12 protein-coding genes are annotated in these 19532 nt (G+C 44.3%); 1 reads left to right on the top strand and 11 read right to left on the bottom strand.

The features are described 5' to 3' along the window. Window positions 1-41 precede the first annotated feature (41 nt). From BUB81_RS21675 to BUB81_RS21645, 7 genes are all read right to left on the bottom strand, one after another. Window positions 42-1019 carry a sulfotransferase gene (locus BUB81_RS21675; protein WP_073325456.1) on the bottom strand — a complete coding sequence of 326 codons (978 nt, stop codon included), beginning with the start codon at window positions 1017-1019 and terminating at the stop codon, window positions 42-44. Next, entirely contained in the window at window positions 1016-2467 is a 1452-nt protein-coding gene (locus tag BUB81_RS21670) for a coiled-coil domain-containing protein (protein WP_073325455.1), read from the bottom strand. Before BUB81_RS21670 ends, BUB81_RS21675 begins: the two co-directional genes overlap by 4 nt. Next, window positions 2464-5391: a coiled-coil domain-containing protein gene (locus BUB81_RS21665; RefSeq protein WP_073325454.1), complete on the bottom strand. Its 2928-nt coding sequence runs from the start codon at window positions 5389-5391 to the stop codon at window positions 2464-2466. Before BUB81_RS21665 ends, BUB81_RS21670 begins: the two co-directional genes overlap by 4 nt. A 23-nt stretch (window positions 5392-5414) precedes the next feature. After that, on the bottom strand, window positions 5415-6032 hold the full coding sequence (locus BUB81_RS21660; RefSeq protein ID WP_073325453.1) for a glycosyltransferase family 32 protein: 618 nt from the start codon (window positions 6030-6032) through the stop codon (window positions 5415-5417). Continuing rightward, window positions 6022-6891 carry a WcbI family polysaccharide biosynthesis putative acetyltransferase gene (locus BUB81_RS21655; RefSeq protein ID WP_073325452.1) on the bottom strand — a complete coding sequence of 290 codons (870 nt, stop codon included), beginning with the start codon at window positions 6889-6891 and terminating at the stop codon, window positions 6022-6024. The genes BUB81_RS21660 and BUB81_RS21655 overlap by 11 nt, the downstream gene beginning before the upstream one ends. Further along, window positions 6888-7670 carry a CatB-related O-acetyltransferase gene (locus tag BUB81_RS22440; RefSeq protein WP_139241667.1) on the bottom strand — a complete coding sequence of 261 codons (783 nt, stop codon included), beginning with the start codon at window positions 7668-7670 and terminating at the stop codon, window positions 6888-6890. The genes BUB81_RS21655 and BUB81_RS22440 overlap by 4 nt, the downstream gene beginning before the upstream one ends. Before the next feature lie 85 nt (window positions 7671-7755). Next, entirely contained in the window at window positions 7756-8226 is a 471-nt protein-coding gene (locus tag BUB81_RS21645; protein WP_073325450.1) for a hypothetical protein, read from the bottom strand. A gap of 243 nt (window positions 8227-8469) precedes the next feature. Here BUB81_RS21645 and BUB81_RS21640 point away from each other — a divergent pair, with 243 nt between their 5' ends. Continuing rightward, a complete protein-coding gene (locus tag BUB81_RS21640; protein WP_139241666.1) occupies window positions 8470-9537 on the top strand; it encodes a hypothetical protein in 1068 nt (355 codons plus the stop codon). Window positions 9538-9580: 43 nt separating this feature from the next. Here BUB81_RS21640 and BUB81_RS21635 read toward each other — a convergent pair whose 3' ends face one another. From BUB81_RS21635 to BUB81_RS21620, 4 genes are all read right to left on the bottom strand, one after another. Further along, complete coding sequence (locus BUB81_RS21635; RefSeq protein WP_073325448.1) at window positions 9581-13219, bottom strand: outer membrane protein assembly factor BamB family protein; 3639 nt, start codon at window positions 13217-13219, stop codon at window positions 9581-9583. A 220-nt stretch (window positions 13220-13439) separates the two neighbouring features. Next, window positions 13440-16523 carry an FG-GAP repeat domain-containing protein gene (locus BUB81_RS21630; protein ID WP_073325447.1) on the bottom strand — a complete coding sequence of 1028 codons (3084 nt, stop codon included), beginning with the start codon at window positions 16521-16523 and terminating at the stop codon, window positions 13440-13442. 119 nt (window positions 16524-16642) lie between these two features. Then, the gene (locus BUB81_RS21625; RefSeq protein WP_073325446.1) at window positions 16643-17614 is read right to left on the bottom strand and encodes a hypothetical protein; all 972 of its coding nucleotides are present in this window, start codon (window positions 17612-17614) and stop codon (window positions 16643-16645) included. A 159-nt stretch (window positions 17615-17773) separates the two neighbouring features. Then, a partial coding sequence (locus BUB81_RS21620) for an FG-GAP repeat domain-containing protein (RefSeq protein WP_073325445.1) occupies window positions 17774-19532 on the bottom strand: 1759 nt, incomplete at its 5' end.

Raw genomic sequence — 19532 nt, 5'->3', positions numbered from 1 at the left:
CTTGATAGCATACAAGCGCATATCGAATCTTCTCATTATGCTCATTCCGGTGCTTGCGGTAATGTATAGTTAAACTTTCTTAGAATCTTTTTATATGCTTTTGAGGAGCAAATATTATTATATTCTTCCCTTGAAAGAGCTCGCCGATCGCGCTTTGCGATATCGGCACCAGTTCTACCACTATCTCCAGTGATGTCGATTGTATCAAACGAATCAAGAAAACTTTCGGAAAAGGGAAGATCCAGTATCCTAGCAATTTTCTTTATAAGTTTTTTAGGTTTATCCACAAAATCCTCGTACTTGAGAATTTGCTTAGATGAATATTCACTTGTAAATGCTAAGTAGCGCTTACAGTACTCTTCAAACCCTTTAGGAGTGTAATGCTCCCAATTGTTGCTGACCAAAGAAAGGTAACTATCTACCGGGTTTCTAATGGTGACCACTCTACGAAAATCAAAGTGGTCACTTAACACATCAACAACCGACGATTCACTCTTTACATCCTTACTAACAAAATAGTCAGCATGAGAATGATCTCGCAACACTAAAGTTCCCCCAAGACGCCGAACATGAGCCTCTGTTGTTCGAATATTCTGCTGAAAAATTTCTCGAGCCAGAATATCAACGTCTGGGACTTTTGCGTACCTGGAAAGTGTTGAGATATCGGAAGGTAAATACTGGGGGCGATCATGCCACATATGCAAAGTTGTATCGGGGTGAACCTCACTCAGAAGAAAAACATTCGGCAAAGACGCTATGCATTTAGAAATTAAACTACCACCGCTACAAGCAAGATGGTGAATAACCCTTATGGTCGGCTTAACGGCTGCGCTTCGAGTGTTAGCCACCTGCCGACACCTTTCTAACAAGCTGTCTGTTTCACTAATAGGTAAAGATTCGGCATTATTTTCGTAAGCTGAAATGCTTCTGCTCAATTCTGGTCGGCGAGAATCCAGGATATCCAAAGCTGACTGCAGCTCATTTTGCATTCTCTTGAAGTCGGTGCTATCTCCGCTCATGACTTCACACTTTCCACAAGTAACTCCGGGTACTCTCTTTCTAACCTGTGGTAGAAAGTTGCAGCCTGCTGAAGTTTTTGATGCAATTCTGCAACAAGCGACTCCAACTCTGATACGTTTTTTTGCTTTTCTTCATGTTGATGTCGTAAATGACTCAAATCAGCTTGCAATTTAATTAAGAGTTTTGCGTTCAACTTAGCTGTTGTACTGGCTTGTAATTCTCTAGTCTGTAAACTTTCAAGATGACACTGCAACGCAGATTGGTCTTCCTCAAGCTTAGAAATTGTATTAGCCTGACGGTTAGCTTCCTCCTTGAGTCGCCCATTGGTCGCTGTTAGTTCTATAATTTTTTCACAATTGGTAGCATTAATTCCGCGCAGCTCTTCTTTTTCATGATTGCTCTGCTCTAACGCTTTTTCTAACTGTCCAGCTTTTTGCTCTAACGATCGTTGTAACTGCGTCACCTCGCTCAATTTTTCCTCTTTAAGACCATTTTCGCTCTCAAGGTTTGAAATTGCGTTCTTTAACTCTTCAGTTTTAACTATCAAAGCCCCCAATTCAGCATCCAATTTTGCCTTTGCACTTTCAGCACTCTCAGCCCACTGTCTATTCTTCGAGTTATATTCCCTGACTGATTCCAACTGCTTTGATAAATCTTCATTCTGTTGTGTAACTGTACTTAATGAAGCTTGCAGCTGCTCTACTAAGGCTGCGCTTTTTTCCAAATCGGTAATTAGCGTTTCTTTTGATTCGGCATGCTGACTATTTCTAGTTTTTTCTTCGTTCAACTCTTTCTGTAAAGACAAAAGTTGCGCTTGCGAGGCCTGCCAGCCTACCGCTCTTTGCAACAACAAATTAATATAGGGTTTTTGCTGACCTCGTTGTTTTAATGAGCAATAACCGGCACCTGAAGAAAGCCCCATATTATTCCTATTACTACCGTAAAGTGGGTCATTGCTGGTACGTACAACGATTATGTTAAAATTTTCTGTCTGTTCTAATCCCAACACCCCGGCCTCTGCACCATTACAATTAAGCATCAGCATATTTTGTTCTTCTCGCAGAATATTATACTTAGCTATGAAGTAATCTATTGGTTTTGCCGGCACTACGGTAGGTGTGAATTTCAGACCAGGACGATACAGTTTAATTCGATTAGGACTTTCTGTAGAGCTAAATCCTAGTTGACTTGACTGATATAACGTAACGTTCACTTGTTCTGAATCCAGAACCGCATGATAACAAACTATGTCAATTGCAGAATCAGCCATAGACGATTGCCACGCTTCTAATTTTGCAAAAGCGACCGGGTCAGGCTCTACAATTATTAATCGATGAGCATTAATATTTAGCAAGTCATCCATGGTTACAATATCAGCAATGCCGTAAAGCATAGCATTAACCAGAGGTTCTGAAATTCCCCTCGCGAGTTGTAAAAGTTCTTTCATTCACCTTTCTCCGCTGGTTTTGGCGCAGTTTGGTTGAATTGGTCCAGCATAGAGATGAGCATGGCATGCCAGTCGCTTAATGGGTTGGCCGGCTCGATATCACTCAAATCTAATTTATGAATGTGCTTTATTAAAGCGGATAGAAACGCCCTTACGAAAGCCTGATCCTGGCTATTCAGAGACATTATGTTTTGCTTTTCAGCGGCGGTGATAATGGGTCCTAAGCTCAATACCAGCTTTTTACCCCACTTATCCTCTGCAGCAATACTCCAGTCAGATATTGGCGCAACGCCTTGTTGCTCTCTTAATTCAATACTGCCAAATTGAGTAAAGCCATGTTTGTCTATGCGCTTTGCGCCGATTTTAAACTCGAATTTCTCAAATGTCCGATCAGCATAGCTCAGATTGTCCGCGCGGATAGATAAATGCTGGTTAGTTTCTGCCACCATGTTTTGAGTGAGCGTTAATTTAGTAAAGCTTAAATCATCTGCTACTTGGGGAATTCCCTCGGGCGCAGGAATAGTTGGCTCACCTGCGAGCTCTGTAACGGTGACTGGTGACTCTTGTTCCAGCGCTTTTGCCTGCTTTTCTGCATCAACTGGTTCTTCTGACTCAGTAAGAAGGTCTTCGAGAATTGTCGTCATTGAGTCTGGCGAACTCAACGCTTCAAGCATTCGCTCTAATTTAGGAAGCCAGGCTTGTATATTAACTTGTTCAGCCTGCTTCAACACTTCACAGGATTCATTCTGCAAGTGAATGCACACTTCCCTTACAATCTCTGTAAGTAAAGACTTGTCCTCATATCCAAGTGCACTCAGCACTGTGCAGCTCAGGCCTTCAAACGGCTTGATAATGCTGTAATCACATACCGCACTGCTGCCGGTTTTTACAAACTCAGAAAGAGGGTAGATTCGGTTTTCTGAAGGCGCATGAAACTCGATATCAAGTTTTCCATTACGGTCGTTAAACATTACCGAGAAGGCATCCCACTTGGTTTTCAGGTTAGTAACCTGATTTAAGCGGGTAATAAGTCGGTGAACATTGTCTTTATCGAAGCCGCCCGTTATCTGCACCTTTTGTGCAACCAGGAAAGTGTTGCTGCGAGCTTTGATAATATCCTGCCAGTAACACTCAGCATCTCTTGCTGCGGTTGAGCTGTCGGCTTTGAGCTTTTGATAAGCCACAAAATAATGTTCCAGCTCTTCTTGTAACTGGCTAAGTTGTAAGGTTAACAACTCTATTTCTTGCTGAGATACACCAAGTTGTGCTGTTGCCTCGTCGGCATTTTGTTTAGCCGCGGCTTGCGCTATTTCTGCATCACTCAATGCTTTAGATGCGGTCTGCTCTCTGGCGAATACCTGCTCCAACTCTTCTTGTAGCTGAACAAGTTGCAGAGTCGCCAGTTCCAGTTCGGCGCAACTCTCGCTGTATTTGCTTGCAGATAGGCTGGCTTCGGATTTTGCTTGCTCCGCTTCTGCTTTGACGCTTTGTAGCGCCGTTTGCAGGTTCTGCTCTTTGGTAGAAACACTTTCCAGTTCTTCTTGTAACTGGCTTAGTTGCAGTGTTACTAATTGTAGCTCTTCCTGGGCTTCTGTGAGCGCCTTGCTATTATCATTGAGCTGCTCTGCCTGCATCTTCTCTTTAGTGGCAGATTTCTCGAGGACATCTTCTAAAGCCTTTTTGTCTTGTGCGAGCTGCTCTAACTCTTGCTGCAACTGGGTAACCTGCAGGGTTGCCAACTCCAGCTCATTTTTTTGTTCTTCAAGTTCATTACCTGCAGCGTTTAACTGCGCTTCCAGTTCAACAGCTTTGTTTTTTACTTGGTTGAGTTCGTTTTCGGCGGTTTTATTGCTGTCTGCTAGCTTTTCATTCTCTGTCTGCAACTGGCTAATTTGTACGTTTGCCGCTTCGAGCTGACTGACTTTTTCCTCCAGTTGTTGATGGCTTTTTTCGAGCCTGGATACCAGTTGAAGTTTTTCTTGCGAAGCGCTTTGGTATTCTTCCTGAAGATCTGTGAGGTGTGTTTGGGTTTTCTCTAACACGGCTTTTAGTTCTTCATGCTGAGAGAGTGTGGTTTTGAGTTGCTCAACCTCTTCTGCCAAAACGCCAAGTTGGGCTTCTTTGGTGTTAAGCGCCGTATTTACCTGTTGGTGAGCGGCCTGGCTTTGCTTTAACTCCTCTTGTAAGGTGGCGACAGACTGTTGGGATTGTTCAAGTTCGGTACGCTTGGCGTTTAACTGCGGCTCTAGCTCTGCCAGCGTGTTGCGTTCTGCACATACTTTAGCGAGTTCATCATTTAAGTCGCTGATCTCCTGCTTTAACGCCACCTTAGCCTGAAAGTTTTCTTTCTCGCTCTCTGCCTGCGTTTGCTTTTGTATTAAAAGCTCACTGGCTAATGCGATTGCGGAGGGCTCACTACCTGAACTCACCACAAAAGATTGCCACTCCTGTGTGGCAATTGCAATGCGAGGGTCCTGTGCCAGAATGAGTTGCAGTTGTTGTTCGATAATCGAACTGTTTCCCAGTGCCTGGGGCCAGGTTGCCACCACCTGACCAGGGTATAACAAAAGAAGCTGTTTTGCGCAGTCAATATATTCAAGCCAATTATTTACCGCCGATTCCACAGGGCATGATTGTTGTTCGTTAACGAGCATAATCCAGGCAGAGACCGGTGGCAGCAATAACTGGTGTGTGTCAGTATTTTCTTTTATCACATAAACACAGGGTGAGTCCGCAGATCCCGCGGTAATCAGAGAGATTAAGTCTTCTGTGCTAATGTCATCCTCATCATCGATATCCTGCCAGTCATACTCTGCATGCAGATAACCCGCTTTTATTGTGCTTTCAGAAATTTCTTCACCAATGGCTTTTTGGGCATACCTTAATAAATGGTGATTAGGGGCAACGAATAACTTTTTAGACATTAACTATCTTCTCTTACGAAAACTTACTTAAAGATATTTTGTGTTTTCTGCACTTCAGACCAGTGATTGGCTTTATATTTTAAATCACTCACGATATCGAAAAAGGCAATATCCTTTTGCTCTACCACCTGGATTTTGCTGCCTTCTTTACTGTGGTTTACCACCTGGTTAAATGACTTAGGCCCGGTTACCTGCCATACGTCCTGGGTTTCCCTGGCTTTTAAATTATGAATAATCTTGTCCCATATTTTTTGCAACTCTGGTTGGTTGGCCTCACAGGCTATCATGCCGTTCCATATACCACCGTGCCATTTGCGCATAAGCAGTAAGCTACCATCCGTTGGCATATGTGATTCCAGTGGCGCCTTACAACGTGTACCGGCATCAATATAAAAGCCTCCTTTCGCCAGGCAATACGCTACACGAAAAATATCTGACTGCATGGCAGGTAGCGCTGCACTTAAAAACAAATCCCGTATTTTTGCGCCATATTTCACTTCGATAAAGCTGGCGGCCTGCTCAAAATCAAATACCAGATGCCGAAAATCAGGGTTATGCTGCTTCCAGGTTTCCATAAGCTCAGCGACATCCTCTGGAATGTCTGCCGTGTTCCAAAATTGCACTATTACCTTAGGTATCATATTTTTCTCTTATAAATTCGGCGTTTTCTGTGTAAATCTGATAAAACAATGCCACCAACTCTTCATCAGTATAGTTTTTTTCTGCCCCAAGCTCTATTTTTGCGCCGTTAACAGAGAGCACTTCCTGCCCTTTGCTGGTCGTTTTGGGTGCGTTTCCAAAGCCCAGTCCAGGGGGGATTTTTGGGATCAGTTGATCCAGAAATTCACTGTTTATTAAATCAACGGGGATTTCTGATGACATGCCTAACACTTGCTGGGATATGCGCTGTGCGTATTGCGCTAACAACAATGCTGCAGGATGGTTAAACGTAAAAAAGAACCGCTGTTGCTGATAACCGGCGTCAATCACATCAACAATGGGCACATCCACGTGTTCTTCGCGACTTTTTAGCTCCGCAAGCGAAGCTCGTGACGCCTGTGCGTATTCCTGCTGATTAAAGAACGGATCATTGAGCCAACGTACTACCTGGGCCTGACTAATGCCTAGCATCCAACCTGTCATAATGGTGTGATTATGATAATCCCCCAAAGGCCCTCGTAAGGTTCCAACCTGAGGATGCCGCAGGTAGCGTAAATCCGGGTTGTAGCCTGTAAAGTATAAGTTAAGGATCGTTTTTACTTTATCGCCATAGCGTTCTTTTAACTTTTTGGTACGGATAAACTCACACGGATAGCCGTCGGCGATGAGTTGGGTAATGATAATATCTGCTTCATCCAGCGCGGGCCGAAAAGCGGCCTCATCCTCTGGCTGCAATAAGTGCACAATCGGTGTTGCGGTGATCGTGATTTGCGGATTTAGCTTACTCAGCAGATGCGCTAAAGGCCTTGCCTGGCAGTTACCTGCAACCACTATTTTCATTGTGACTGCCCTTTTAACCAAGCACTGTCGATAACCGCGGGGGCAAACGTGGGCGTGCCTTGCATTACTTTTTCACTAACCATGGTCACAAAGTCTTCGATTGGCATATCCATATTCTGGTTTTCTACTAAGTTTGCCAATTCGAAATTCCACCATTGTAACGCCAACAGTTGTTCTACGATATCTGGTGCAAAGCGGTATTTGATTACCTTAGCAGGCGTACCGCCCACAATGGCATAGGGTGGCACATCTTTTGTTACTGTGGCTTTTGCGGCCAAAATAGCGCCATGCCCAATGGTCACGCCCCGCGCCAGAGTAACATCTTCACCAATCCAGACATCATGGCCAATAGTCACGCCTAAACCATTTTTAGGTTCCCGATTGGGGGCCTGCCTAATTGAGAGTTCTGTTTTGTCGGCAAAATACTGTGTACACATTTTAAAGTGATTGTCGTAAGTAACGGAAGCTGAAGTAAAACGTGATTTTGGATGATCCGGCCCCATCACTGAGACTCTTGCACCTATTGAACAATATCTGCCTACCGTGGTGTTCAGAGGTAACGGACTGCGAGAAAAGCTAAAAGCACCGATTGAAAATAAAAAGCTACCATTGATGTAACAGCTATAGGGTTCTATAACCACTTCATCAAGATAATGCAATGCCTCTCCCGCTCTGAACCTGCCCTGAACCTTATCGCCACCGAGCGTGGAAAAATAAACGCGATGTTCGTTTAGATTATTCAACAATACATCACTAACTACAATTTCATTTCTTGCCACTTAGACTACCTGATTTTTTTGTTATGTTTGGGCAGCGTACTACGTTAACCGAGTAGCTTTTATTTTGCCAATATTGTCTGGGAGATTATTTTCCGTTGTCATCCATTTTGGTTTTTGGATCAAGCGGTTTACCAATTTCATGTTCCGGTGAATCGGCATAAATAATATTATTACCCGGCATAGTAAGGGTTGGATCCGGCTTTTCACCCGGGAAGGGCTCGTTTATCTGAACCGTTTCCGCTTCTGGCGACATATAAGACACGTCGCCTTCCGGTGCGGGGCTAAATTGCATATCGCGCTCAATTTCTGCAATTAAGTCAGGATCGGTAATTAAACCTATCTCTTTTGCTGCTGCGTTGGTAGTCGATTCAATGGGTTGAATTTTGGTTGGTAACTCTGCAATATCATCCGATACAGGCTGAGCTGTATTACCCGCACTGCTTTGTTCAGCAGGTTGAATATCTTGCGCTGTTTCTTGTGTATCATCAGAAAAAATGGCAACCCGATAAACAATTACCAAGGCTAACAGGATGACTATCGCTACAAGTATTTTCATAATGGTTTCCTTCCCAGAGCGTGTACGTGGGGTTAGTTTAGCACTAAATGAAACCTCGAAAAACAAGCAATACCGGCTTATTGGCACTGGTATTACCCGGTTGTTTCCTTTCTTAAAAACGGACCACAGATGAAAGCTACCGGGTTAAACTTATTTTCTTTTTTACCGTTGCATTACCTATTGGGCTGCACCTCGGTTGCATTTTTATTTTTATTTACCTCCCCCGTGCGGGCAACGGCCAGTTTGGATGAACATTTTAGAGCAGGTATACGGGGGGTTAACTTATTTTATCTGGATGGTCGGGATCAGGAAGACTTACCTCAGGTGATACAAAAACTAGCCGACGGTGACAATGCCTGCAAAGGCACTAATAAGGAGATTAAGGCACGCTTGCATAACACCTTACAGGCGGTAAAGGAGGCAGGTTTTAACTGGATACGCCTGCTCATTGGCAGAGGGTTTTATCAGATCTATTCATCACGATGCCAGTACTCAATGCCTGCCATTTACCCGGAGTTTCCCGCCGTTCAGGCACTAGCAATTAACCATTTATTGAACGAAATCAGCTCTTATGGTTTTACTGTTGAGTTAGTATTAGGTGGCAGCGATAGTTTTTCAGACATCAGTAATGACATCATCTTTTTTGAGTCTGTACTCACGCAACTCGATCATTCAAGTATTGGTATGGTGATGCTAGGTGGTGATGTGCAACCAGCCAGAGTAAAACGCCATGCAAAATGGCTTACAGCGGTGTATCGCCATTTCACCCTTCACCCTACAAATCTAAAAGCACTGAATTATTCTTTTGATACGGTGACTTATCAAACCACCCAGGATCTGAAAAACTACGTTAACTGGACACTCACCCACTTACCTGACATTCCGGTTATCGCCATTAACCTGTATAACCGCTCGTTGCCGCCGGGTGCCGACTGGCAAGCATATAGCAGAGCCATTACTCCATTTTTAACGGCTTACCAATCTGTTGCCAATCACAAACCGGCCTGGGTTGATGAATATGGATTCCGCCTGAGTAACCCTGCAGAGGATGTTCAGTACACCACAAAGGATCAACTTGCCTATTTTAAGGGATTTACCCACGCAACCCGATGTTCAACAACGTTAACGATGGCCACTTTTGCCTGGACCATTGGCAACGACCGCTACAATGCAGACCCTTCCAAGGACTTTAAGAACACACCGTTCGGGCTGTTTGCAGGATACATGCACAACATGCCGGTAGTACAACCCGCCTGGCAATGGCTTAGTGGTGCCAACCAGGACAGTGATATTTGTAAGGTTTTAAAGTAGCACTTTCACCGACAGTAACCAGCAATGTTTCGGGTAATCTGTTCTACTGTGCTGCTACCCAACTGTTATCGAGAGTTCGTAAAACCCCTTTTGCTGCGATTGTAGCGCCGTCCATCAGGTGCACTATGTTTTCGCCACTCTCAACATTTCGCCAGAAAATATCAGCTTTGCCATCGCCGTTATAATCGCCTGTATGAACCAGTTGCCAGTTGAGATTTTCAACCTGATAAAGCTGAGCCCCTTCTCTGATTTGGCCATCATTCAGAAAATAGACCCATACCAATCCATTTTCTTCGTTGCGGGTAATCAAATCATCGGTACCGTCTCCGTCCATATCGGCAAATCCAGCAACAACCCAGTTCTCGTGCAGCACCGTGAGACGGTATACGCTTTCCATTTTTGCGTCATTTAACAGCCAAACAAACACTGCACGATATGTATTTATCCATATAACATCATCATCTTCGTCACCGTCTACATTGCCAGTGGCGATTATGCGAAAATCAGGATTAGTTACTCGAAGCAACGGGCTGTACCCTGCAATTTTGTCTCCATCCATTAGGAACGCCCAGGTATTTTTAGTTTCAGTATTACGCCACAATACATCTTCCTTACCATCCCCATTAAAATCACCGCTACTTTTTAGCTCCCAAACACCGGGGGTTGCGTAATTCAGTGGTTTTTTGGTTTTAATGCCTGAACCATCCATGAGGTAAATAACATTTTCACCTGTTAGCTCGTTGCGCCAGAATATATCTGTTTTACGATCGCCATCAAAATCACTGAGTGTAGCCATTTGCCAAGCGGCTTCAGGTACGACGTTAATTGGTGAAATAGTCGGTACTAATCCTTCCATCGCCCAGAGAAAATTCCAACCTTTCGTGTTACTGCGCCATAATATATCCGAACGCCCATCGCCATTTACGTCGCTATAGGCGGCATATGCGCGAAAACGTTTTGCATCAAAAGGAAAAAAGTCTTCTGTGTCACTCACACCGTCATTGTCATCGTCTTCGTCGGCCTGCATACCCGAAGCAATACAAATTACATCACAAGTATCAGGGGCACCGTCGCCGTCGTTATCTGGTAACCCACCAATTGAAACGAACGGGTATGCGTCAGCTATATCGTCAATGCCGTCATTATCATCATCGTCGTCGCAAGCATCGCCAGCTAAATCCCCATCGTTGTTGTACTGATCCGGGTTTGCGGTTAATGGGCAGTTGTCATGTTCGTTTATCACGCCGTCGTTATCTACATCGCCCTCAGGCAGGTCTTCCCAGGCTAAAAAGCTGCTTAAACTATTGTCTTTGGCATACTTGGGCCAGGTGCTATCCATCAGCCCTTGACTAGTGCTGTACAGTGCATAAACATAACCATCCTGGGAGCCAAAATACACAGTTCCATCATCTGCGATTGCGGGAGAAGATCCGATTGGATTGCCAGTTCTGTATTTCCATCGCAATTCACCTGTAGACGATAAAGCGTACATATAGCTATCCATCGATCCAACGTATATAACACCATCAGCTCCAATTGCAGCACTACCAATGATGGCATTTTCAGTAGTGAATGACCATTTCAACGAGCCATCTGGATTAACGGCATAAAACACTCCGTTAATTGCTCCTAAATAAACTGTTCCATCCGAATCAACAACCGGAGATGCATGAATTGCAGACTCGGTATTAAACACCCATTTGATAGAACCATCCGGGTTTACCGCATACAGCTCGCCGTACTTCGAAGCAACATAAATTGTGCCGTCGACGCCGAGTGCTGGAGAAGACCAAATCCAATACGAGCTGCTTCGAGTACTGGGAGTTTCGGTCAAATCAAGAGACCAGTGCAAGGTACCGGATTTATTGTTATAGGCGTATAGTACTGTCCCTGTACATGAGAAATAAACCGTGCCATTAGCATGAATAGCGGGCTCACTGGGAAATGAACAAGGTGCCGACCATTGTTTTTCAACCATTTCCGGCGATTGTTCAATATTGTTTGTATCTAAAAATGCAGCCGTTGAAGAATCATCCGCAGTTTCATAAAGTAAGAGCTGCTTTGTTGAATTTTGGTCCGACTCCATTTTATCTTCTGCAAGCACGTAAGCGGAAATACCATTGGTCGTTACGTAGATATAAGGGCTGTCATATAAAGAAGTGAATGTGTTTTGATATCTGTTATAAAAATTGTCTGACCAGGTTAACTGCCCCTCTTTGCTGAAAACATAACGAGCATTCCTACTTTCAATATAAACACGCTGGTTGCTCAACAGCCGTGGGGATTCTGTTCTAAACTTTTCGCCAACAAAATACCGCCATTTCAGTGTACCTTCGCTTCCGGGAAAACTTAAACTGTTCGTAGGATCTGACGCTCTTTCTATTTCAATATTATCCGCGACACCGTCAAAATCGGTATCAAAGTTATGGGGGTCAGTGTTTAGATGGTTCAGCTCATCTTCGTCAAATAAACCGTCTCCATCAGAATCATCAGGTACACGATGAGAAACCGTTGACCAATTATTCCTGGCGTTCCCCCCATGTCTGGCCCACGAACTGTTTGCAATTATACCACTGTCGCTATTGATAGCGATGAGATCAGTCATAGTCGAAACATAAACCTCACCATTGACCCCACGGTTCGTTGTTACAAGGTCAAAGTCCCAAATTGCTGCGTAACCTTGATTAGTGGAGTACGACCAACGCTCGGTACCATCAGGATTTATGGCACTTACAGCAAAAAAGTTATCAAGATAAAGCACCCCATCGTTGCCAATTGAGATGCTGTCAGCGGCATATTTAATGTTTACGTTTAGTTGACCTTGTGCCGAAATACCGTGAATGCCCGTATACGATCCACTGTAGTACACGGTGCCATCTTCTGCGATGACCGGAGAGCTTTCTATATGGTCCCAACTAACATTGGTTTCATCACCACGGTCGAATTCAGCGGCTAAATACTGCCATTTCAAGGTGCCATTTGGATTAATGGCAAGAAGAGTGCCCTCCTCTAGTGCTTGAAAAATTGTACCGTCATTCCCAATTGCTGAGACCCCCTCCAAATCGAGGTAGGATGGGTTCGCATAAACCCATTTTAAAACTCCCGTGGTGTCTACAGCATGAATCTTATTGTCATTCTTGACATAGACTGTACCATCCTGTGCTACAAGGGGCTGACCAACATATGAGACTTGCTCGCTATCCCCTATTTGTGTGGTCCACAATAAGGTTCCGCTACTATCGAGTTTAGATAATTTGGCGCTTCTTTGAGCGAGGTAAATAGAATGCTCCGGACCAACAGCAAAACTATAAATTCTCTCTTCATCTTTTTCTACGGTATATGACCACTGTAATTCTCCCGCCAGACTGAGCGCAATCACTTGCGAGCCATCAGATGTTTTTGCGAGAGCATAAAGGTTTGCTCCTTCACCGATCATTAATCCCCACAACGAAAAATCAGTAGCAAATTGCCAGTTCAACATACCATCTGGTTTATAAGAAAATATTGTATTGTTCCATATTACATATATATTTCCTTCGTAGTCGATGGAAGGCAATGAAGGCCCAAACTCACCAAAAGGAATAGTCCACTTTTCGGTACCAGCGCTATCAGCCTGACCCGACCTTGAAAAACACAGTACAAAAACAGTACTTAAAATACAAAGCAGTATCTTTAATTTCATAAATTCGTTCTTTTGCCATTTGACTATTTATTACTAAACCGGCTAGTTACTGCTTCACTATTACTCCTATCACCCTACCAGTCGCTATCATTATTGTTTTTAAAAATATACTACCATTGCGATTGAATGGTTAAATGTGGAAAGCTTTGGACTCGCCCACTACATTTCATAAAATAATACTCATATATTTCGACTTTTATGCCGTACTGCTTTATGCCTGTTACTTCGCCACTTGCCAGGCGTTATCCGTAGGTCGTAACACGCCTTTGGCTTTAATCGCCGTGCCATCCATTAGGTGTACCAGGTTACGAGCGCCAAGCTCGTGGCGCCACAGGAAGTCGGCTTTGCCGTCGCCATCGTAATCACCAATGTTGGCAATTTCCCAGTTAGTGTCGGCTACCGTGTTGATTAAAGTGCTGTGGCGTATCTGGCCGTCCTCCATAAAGTACACCCAGTTTTCACCACTTACCTGATTGCGCAGGATGATGTCATCAATGCCATCGCCGTCCAGGTCGCCAGTGCCAGCGATAATCCAGTCCGTGTTTACACTATTAAGTGTGTAACGGTTAGCTATGGCACCGCCTTGCATTAACCACACATAGTTAATGCCACTTGCGGTGTTTCGCCAAATCACATCGTCATCGCCGTCGCCATCTATGTCGCCTGTAGCCGCTATTTCATAGTTGAGGTCAGTTACCCATAGTGAGGGCAGGCTGTCTCTTATCACACCGCCTTCCATTAGGTAGAACCAGGTGTCGCCGCGGTTGACGTTATGCCACAGCACATCACCCGTACCATCACCATCAAAGTCGCCACTACCCGCTAAGCGCCAGTCTGCAGCTCCAACATAGTTAAGGGTATAGCGGGACTTATATGCTGCACCATCCATCAAATAAATAAAGTTTTGTCCTGTATTTCGGTTACGCCAGAAAATATCCGATTTACCATCGGCATCGTAGTCACCCTGACCCACCATATCCCAGGTATATTCGGGTACTACGTTGATAGGCGTGGCCGCGGCGGTTTGAGTGCCGTCCATGGCCCACAGGAAATTCCAGCCCTTGGCATAACTGCGCCACAGAAGATCTGACTTACCGTCGCCGTCTACGTCGTTACGTATTCTGGTGGTCGAATACGTTGTGGCAGACCAGTTATTCAGGTTTACCGGAATATCACCATCACGGTATGAGCCACCCAGGTCCGGGATACCCGCCCATGCCCAGACGTAACACTCTGAACCGCTGAACGCAAGGCAGTCACCAGTGTTAGCATTAACATAGGGGGAAATCAGAAAGCCGCCTTCTGGCCCAAACGCGCAATCACCACCACCATTATCGTAGGTGGACGTATAACCTTGCACACACACCCAAAAATCCAGTATGTTGCCAGAAAAACTCATTTTAGGGGTATCGGCCGGATTGGCTGCCCGTATGGCCGCATCCGTGGTAATAACATAGTCAAATCCGCCCAGACTGGCACTGACGACTTTTGAGATGACGATGGTATCCCCGTCCTCCATCAGGAAGCCTTCAACGATCCCCTCCAGAACATGCTCTGCAGTCCCTCTTGTGTTAGCGTCAAAGGTGTAGGAGAAACTGAATAACTCTGCGGTGGAATCGGTTCTGAGTGTATCCAACGGATAACCATCTACACTGTCTATAACGCCATCACCATCAGTATCGGCATCACTAGGATCCGTACCCATTTCATACTCTGTGTAATTGTACAGGCCGTCACCATCATCATCAGCTGTACCATCACTACTGTCTAAGTGATTTAATCCGTAGAGCGCTTCAAACTCATCCGGCATGCCGTCATTATCATCATCGGCATCTTCAGAATCTGCATAACCATCCCCATCATTATCACCATCAAAACCAGCATTCTGATATTCGGTGGTGTAGTCGCTGAGATTCAGCAACTCGATATGATTGATCCGTGGCGCAATAAAAAAGCCGGAGAAATCGTTACCAACTACTTTAGCTAAACTGTATTCCAATACCCAGGTTCTACCCTGTGGGTCGGTCATCAGTGGGATCCAGGTTCGCTCTCTGGCTTCAAAATAACTGGTAGAGGTCGACATTTCGATACCGGTATCGGACACTACCCATTGCCCGATTGAATCCGGATAGGTAATGGTATCGTCATTACAACCGACCCCACGAGTAAAAGTCATGTCTTCATGGAACACATAACCGAAAAGGTAATCGCACATGACCAGACCGCGCTCATCATAACTTTCTGTCCATTTAGCATTAATTTGGGCCATTTGAGCGAAAGGGAAAGTCGTAACCAGATTATCGTGAAACTCACTGGCTGAACCATCCATTAATACCAATTCACCAACGAAGGTGTATTCGGTGAGATCAGCCATTTCAGCATCAACCAGCACGGTCCAGGTCGAATCGTTTATCTGTTCTAAAAGGTGATAGTTAAACGAGTTGCCAGAAATTGTTAAAGTTAACTCAGTGGTATCTTTAAGTAAGGTGTATGCTTCACCTAACACCGTTGAGCTGGCGCTTGAGTTACTTCCCTGATTCCAGAATAAATCCTGCACGTAACCGTAATTTGTACTACCTGCATAGTCGGTATAATTGGACACTAACGGTAACGAGACAAAATTTTCAGTCCACTCAGGTACTTCCAGAGATGTATGCCCAAAAGTCAGCCGGATCCCTTCTTCAGACTCTGTATAGCTGTATTCAGGTGATGTACTGCCTTGCCATCCTCCTGCGAGGTTATCGAGCACTTCTTGCGGAATATGGAGGCGTTCCGTTACCTGAGAATCGATATCGACAATAATTTCATTGTCAGATGAAGAGGTCATGGTCATAGACACCTGGGTTGTCGATATGTCAACCTGCAACTGTAGCAACGAGCTATATAACAGCCCTTGGTTATAAGCATCGATTAACTGGGTGGCTACTGACTCTCCCCATTTTTCCGCGAATTCAGCATCGTAAAGAGAAAGATATGGATTCGTAACCGTGGTCGCTGTTTCAGCATAGGTCTGAACCAGATTAGAACTGTCAAACTGGAACGAGACAGCAAGTTGCGGTGAGAGTGTATAAACAATATTAGTTGACGCTAACCAATTACCCTCATCATCTTTTTCCAAAATAAATGAAGGTGGGACCGAGTATCCGTCAGTAGCATCAAACCCATATCCAAAGATTAACTCTTCATTTTCGATTAGGTCCTGAAAACTGCCATAGGTAGTTGCAAAAGCATTCGAATGTATAAAAAGAGCAGCAAAGCTTACATATATAAACCACTGCAGAGCAAGGCGAGCCTCTCTGAACATAATACCATCCTTGTATTTAGTACAAAATTCAACCTAACGGTAATGGAAAAGACTTTTGAATGCAATCAAACTTACAAACTTTAAAGCCATTCTAAAACGAAAGGCGAACCACTTCTGTTTCAGTCCTTCATGGAAAATTTACTTAGCAAATTCTGAATCATAGTTTGGTTATCTTCATATAATCCTTGTTGATCGAGCAGCGCGATAATTTTGTCGCCTTCCTCTGCGCTCAATACAAATCGGTCGCGCCAGGTATAGGTGGATGAATCAGCAGCTCCAATCTCTGCTTTGGCCCAATCAAAATCATCCTGCAGTTCTTTTTTAAGTATCTCAACAGCCTCTCGGCTAAAGGGATAAGAACTCCCCGTCCAAATGCGAAAGTCAGTAAGTGCACGCATTGCATCAAAAAATGCCCGGCGTTGTTCTTCAGATGGAAGTAATTTATTGGCAATCAACATAGCCAGAAGTGCATGCCCTCCCATCGAACGGTTAAACACCTTGGCCGCATCATCCGTGGTGGTTTGTACACCCAACAATGCACATATTCGTTCTAATAATGGTTTATCAGAGACATAAGGTAGCAACCGAATATCATTGACTTCCCTACTCCAGCGCTCAAATAGCGGTCGTATCCGAAGTTGATTGGCTTTCTGTTGCAAGAAGTCGTCTGGCGTTAAATTTAAACCTACCACAGGGTCCTTCACATCCTGATTGTAGACTGAAGACGCTCTTTCTATGGCATTCCGATATACCATAATCACCACCAGTTTTAAGCCGAATTGAGAGGTGATTCCTCTGACAACTTCCATAAAATCAGGCTGACAAACTTCTGAGCTCAGGAAAATGTCTTTATCAGTTGCAGCTATCTCAGCATATAGCTGTTGCTTTAAATCGCTCCATTCTGGAATATCAATTACACCATATTTACGCAATCCTTTAGCTGCAAAGACTAACTTATGATGCGCGCCATCAGGCCATTGACCAGCCTCGGGGTAGTAAACGGAATCAAATTCTCTGGATTTAAAAAATGCCTGAATTGCACTGGTTCCCGTTTTGGCCGGGCCTACGTGAAGAAATAAGGTCCTAGTCATCCTAACCTGTTACAACAACGCTGATATCTGATGGTTATATTAACACACTACTGAAGCTGTCCGTTACTCAAGCAATAGCTGTAACACGCATTTGGATTAAGAATGAACAAATAAAGAAGCCAGCATAATATGCTGACCTCTTTTGTGTTGTTTATGAATTTAACGACCTACCTGCCAGGTACTGTCCGTTGGCCGTAACACGCCTTTGGCTTTAATTGCAGTGCCATCCATTAAGTGCACTAAGTTGCGGGCATTCGGTACATGTCGCCACAGAAAGTCGGCTTTACCGTCACCATCGTAATCACCAATGTTGGCAATTTCCCAATTGGTGTCAGCGACTGTGTTAATTAAAGTGCTTCGGCGTATCTGGCCATTCTCCATAAAATAGACCCAGTTCCGGCCATCCACCTGATTTCGCAGAATGATGTCATCGGTACCATCGCCATCCAGGTCGCCGGTGCCTGCAATATCCCAATCAGAATTAGCTGTATTAAGGCTGTACTTCTCTGCAATCTGACCATCCTGCATTAACCAAATGTCATTATCACCTGTAATGCCATTCCTCCAGATAACATCATCATCACCGTCGCCGTCGATATCTCCTATCGCTGCCACCCGATAATTCAGGTCCGTTACCCATTCAGAGGGTAAGCTACTGCCAATAACACCGTTATCCATTAGGTAAAACCAAGTGTCTCCACGGTTGATATTGCGCCACATAACGTCGCCTGTACCATCACCATCGAAATCACCGCTTCCCGCAACGATCCAATCTGTAGCACTGACATAGTTCAGTGTGTAACGAGATTTAATAGATGAGCCGTCCATTTGGTAAATAAAGTTCTGCCCCGTATTACGATTACGCCAGAAAATATCCGACTTACCATCGTAATTGTAATCGCCCTGACCAACCATATCCCAACTAGGTTCAGGGACTACATTAATTGGCGCCACACCGGACGTTTGTATGCCATCCATTGTCCACAGGAAGTTCCAGCCTTTAGCGTAGCTACGCCAGAGGATGTCGGATTTACTATCGCCGTTTACGTCATTTCGGGCTGGACGAATAACTTTTGAGACAAATGTATGTGTTGCAGAGTTATTTGTAGAGTCAGCTTCATACCCTTGAAATATTACCTCAGCATTTACTTCGTTAATACCAAGTGCTCCTGGTGCAAATTCCAAATTAAAGAAAAGAGATTCCCAGTCATCACTGACTGATACATCGCAACTTCCGCTACCAAAATAAACAGAGCAGCTCATTGCAGTAGAGCTTGCTCCAATTACTGAAAGCTTGCGATAAGATAACTCATCCGAATAGTCAAACTTAAACTCAAAACTAGTTGGTTTTTCCTGCGCATTTTCAATACTGAGTAAAAAACTACTCACGATATCATTTTTGCTGAGCTGATTAGCGGAGTTTACTAGTAATTGAAGATCCATGAGAGGCTCCGAAGATTTTACCGTAATATAGGGGTCAAAACCCAAAGCAGCAATTTGTGATGCCGTAACATCTTTGTAGTCGGTATTAGAATTGGTGTCACCTATCCAGTCGACCTTGGCACTCCAAACACCTGCAGCGCTATTAGCATCAAAGGTAACGGTGCTTTCATGAGTGTAAACACCCGCCGTTGATGTAGCTTGCCACCCTTGCCCTGTTGTCGGAAAAAAGATAATTTGCTTAGATTGACTTGATGGAATACCTGTCGGTGGAGTTAGTGATAATGACAGGTGATTCGGTTCAGATTCTGCTTCAAACACACTCACACGGACAGTAACCGTAACCTCTCCATTACTGACATCTACTTCATTGGATGAAAATTCCACTGAACGAAATTCTGGTGGTGTTACATCCACTGTTTCAGGGTTATAAACATTTACATAGGGGTCAAAGCCCAAAGCAGCAATTTGTGATGCC

Origin of the sequence: Marisediminitalea aggregata, from assembly GCF_900129565.1 — a bacterium.
Lineage (GTDB): Bacteria > Pseudomonadota > Gammaproteobacteria > Enterobacterales > Alteromonadaceae > Alteromonas > Alteromonas aggregata.
This window is presented reverse-complemented; position numbering and strand designations above follow the sequence as displayed.

Coding starts and splice junctions, on each gene's coding strand:
- BUB81_RS21675 (WP_073325456.1), bottom strand. CDS start 1,019: ATGAGCGGAGATAGCACCGACTTCAAGAGAATGCAAAATGAGCTGCAG.
- BUB81_RS21655 (WP_073325452.1), bottom strand. CDS start 6,891: ATGAAAATAGTGGTTGCAGGTAACTGCCAGGCAAGGCCTTTAGCGCAT.
- BUB81_RS21630 (WP_073325447.1), bottom strand. CDS start 16,523: ATGTTCAGAGAGGCTCGCCTTGCTCTGCAGTGGTTTATATATGTAAGC.
- BUB81_RS21635 (WP_073325448.1), bottom strand. CDS start 13,219: ATGAAATTAAAGATACTGCTTTGTATTTTAAGTACTGTTTTTGTACTG.
- BUB81_RS21670 (WP_073325455.1), bottom strand. CDS start 2,467: ATGAAAGAACTTTTACAACTCGCGAGGGGAATTTCAGAACCTCTGGTT.
- BUB81_RS21665 (WP_073325454.1), bottom strand. CDS start 5,391: ATGTCTAAAAAGTTATTCGTTGCCCCTAATCACCATTTATTAAGGTAT.
- BUB81_RS21660 (WP_073325453.1), bottom strand. CDS start 6,032: ATGATACCTAAGGTAATAGTGCAATTTTGGAACACGGCAGACATTCCA.
- BUB81_RS21625 (WP_073325446.1), bottom strand. CDS start 17,614: ATGACTAGGACCTTATTTCTTCACGTAGGCCCGGCCAAAACGGGAACC.
- BUB81_RS21645 (WP_073325450.1), bottom strand. CDS start 8,226: ATGAAAATACTTGTAGCGATAGTCATCCTGTTAGCCTTGGTAATTGTT.